3 protein-coding genes are annotated in these 2,662 nt (G+C 69.5%); 1 reads left to right on the top strand and 2 read right to left on the bottom strand.

The annotated features are described in order from the left end of the window. Positions 1 to 296: 296 nt before the first annotated feature. Together VDQ83_RS18590 and arfB are read right to left on the bottom strand one after the other, a co-directional pair. Positions 297 to 851, bottom strand: coding sequence for a lysophospholipid acyltransferase family protein (locus VDQ83_RS18590; protein WP_455436013.1), 555 nt, complete (start codon positions 849 to 851; stop codon positions 297 to 299). 51 nt (positions 852 to 902) lie between these two features. After that, positions 903 to 1,334 (bottom strand): alternative ribosome rescue aminoacyl-tRNA hydrolase ArfB, encoded by a 432-nt coding sequence (arfB, locus tag VDQ83_RS18585; RefSeq protein WP_263396239.1) that lies wholly within the window; start codon positions 1,332 to 1,334, stop codon positions 903 to 905. 484 nt (positions 1,335 to 1,818) lie between these two features. Here arfB and VDQ83_RS18580 point away from each other — a divergent pair, with 484 nt between their 5' ends. Beyond that, positions 1,819 to 2,355 (top strand): DUF2059 domain-containing protein, encoded by a 537-nt coding sequence (locus VDQ83_RS18580; protein WP_455436012.1) that lies wholly within the window; start codon positions 1,819 to 1,821, stop codon positions 2,353 to 2,355. Positions 2,356 to 2,662: the final 307 nt, after the last annotated feature.

Genomic DNA, 2,662 nt, shown 5'->3' with positions numbered 1-2,662 from the left:
GACTTCAGTCGCGACGGGCTCTACCGGTAAGGCCCGTCGCGACTGAAGTCGCTCCCACAGGTGACATCACCTGTGCCGAAGATGTCGCCGCAGCTGCACCTGCACGGCGTACCGGTACTACGACGGGCCCAGGTTCGACACCGCGGGCCGCAGCATGGACGCACAATTCGACGGCAGCGCCCTTGTAGGAGCGGCTTCAGCCGCGACAGGCTTACCGGTAACACCCTGTCGCGGCTGATGGCCTGAGGCCACCCGGAGCCGCTCCTACAGGAACCGCATCCGCATCGACGGCCAGCTCACAACGTGTCGCGATGCTTCCCGCGCCACGGCCGGTACCAGGTGCGGATCGCGGCGATGTCGGCGTGCATGTCGGCGCTGGTGTGGAACAGCGGGCCGAGGCCGACGGTGCGGCTGGGATAGTCGAAGTACACCGGGAAGATCGGGATCTCCGCGCCGTGGGCGATCTTCCAGAAGCCGACCTTCCACTTCTCCACGCGCTTGCGCGTGCCTTCGGGGGTGATCACGTACCACATGCGCGGCGCCTCGCGGATCAGCGCCACCGCCTGCTCGACCACGCCGCGCGGCGACTTGCGGTCCAGCGGGATGCCGCCGAGCTTGCGCAGCAGCGGCCCCAGAGGCCACCAGAACAGCTGGGTCTTGCCGAGCACGCGCACCTCGAAACCGACCGCGAACTTGACCGCGAAGCCCAGGAACCCGTCCCAGTTGGATGAGTGCGGGGCGACGATCATCACCAGCTTCGGCACGTCCGGGAACTCGCCCACCACCCGCCAGCCGGTCAGGCGCAGCGCGGTGCGGCCGAGCCAGCGGCCGAACCGGCTGGGCTTGACCATCGGCATGTTCGGGGTCGCGGGCGGCAACGGAAAATCGCGTTCGGTCAAAAGTCACTCCCAGCGGCCGGGCGAGCGGCCGCGTTTGATCTGGCTGCGCTCGCGCTTGGCGTCCAGGCGTCGCAGCTTGGCGCCGTGCGAGGGTTTGGTGGCGATGCGCCGCTTCGGCACCGACAGCCCGGCGGCGATGAACTCGGCCAGGCGCTGGCGTGCATCGTCGCGGTTGCGGTCCTGGGTGCGGAAGCGCTGCGCGTCGATCACCAGCACGCCCTCGGCGGTGATGCGGCGGTCGCGCCGCGCCAGCAAGCGCGCGCGCAGCGGCTCGGGCAACGACGGCGAGCCGGCCAGGTCGAAGCGCAGCTCCACCGCGGTGGAGACCTTGTTGACGTTCTGCCCGCCGGCGCCGCTGGCGCGCACGAAGCGCTCGACGATTTCGCTCTCCGGAATCGCCAGGCTGCTCGAGATGTGGATGGCCCCGTTACCCATCGGCGAATTGTAGGGCATCCGCCAGACGGCTTGATTTCCGGCGGCCCACGGCCTGAACGGCCGGGCGCAGGCAGCATCGGCGACGGCAACCATCGCCTGGTTCGCTGCAAGCGGGCGCGCGCCTACCCGAACGTGTCGCCTGCCACTGTCTTAGAGCCAGGTCCTGTGCGGCTTGGCGCGCGACTTCAGCCCATGCAGCAGATCGGCGACAAGCATCAACGCCGACCATGGCACGCAGGGAACACGCCGCCATTCGCCGGGCATCAAGCAGTCCCTGGCGCGCGCCTTGCGCCGCTTTCGACAGCGCCGACCCGTTCCCGCACGACATCGCCGAGCTGCCGCGCCATCTCGAGCAGGTCCCCTCGCGCGTCGCCCGCCGGGCCCGTCGAAGAGCCGGAAGACCGGTCCGCCGCAAGCGCGCAGACGCCGAGGCCACGGCGATTCCCGTATCCTGGCCGCCGGTCATAGCCCTGCAGGACGCTCGATGAACCCGACCCCGTCGCTTTCCCGTTCCTGGCCGCAGCGCCTGCTGCTGGCCGCGCTGCTGGCCATGGCCGCGGCGCCCGCGCTGGCCGAGCCGCCCAGCGACGGCGACGTCAACCGCCTGCTGTCGGCCTCGCGCGCGCAGAACATGCTCGACAGCATGCTGCCGCAGATCGAGGCGATGCAGCGCCAGCAGTTCGCGCAGCTGACCGCGCAGCGCCCGCTCGATGCGGCGCAGCAGCAGAAAGTGCAGCAGATCCAGGAACGCACCCAGGCCACCGTGCGCAAGGCGCTGTCGTGGCAGGAGATGCGCCCGCTGTACGTGAGCCTGTACAAGCAGTCGTTCTCCAAGCAGGACGTGCTGGCGATGGCCGAGTTCTACGAGAGCCCGGCCGGCCAGAGCATGCTCGACAAGACCCCGCAGCTGATGCAGAACCTGATGGGCGCGATCCAGCAGAAGATCACCCCGCTGTTCGCCGACCTGCAGAAGGACCTGGAACAGACGGTCGGCGCGCCGCCGCCGGCGGCGAAGCCCTAACAGCCGCGCGGCGCACAGGCGCTGGCCTGCTCGCCGGCCTGCTCGCCGGCCGGCGCTGCGGTTGCGGTAGTAGCGTGCTGCTGCGCAAGGCGGCGCCTGCGCCAGGCCACGCTGGCATCGCAGACGACGCGGTGCTGTAGGAAGGGCTTCAGCCGCGACGAACGCAGCGTCGCGCGTTCCGCTCGTGGCATAGATCCGGTCGAAAAAATGCCCCACCGCTGCCTTGAAGCCTACGCACACGGAAACCCCTTGTGGGAGCGACTTCAGTCGCGACGGGCATTACCGGTAAAGCCCGTCGCGACTGAAG

This window comes from Xanthomonas sp. WHRI 7945, assembly GCF_035026585.1.
This window is presented reverse-complemented; position numbering and strand designations above follow the sequence as displayed.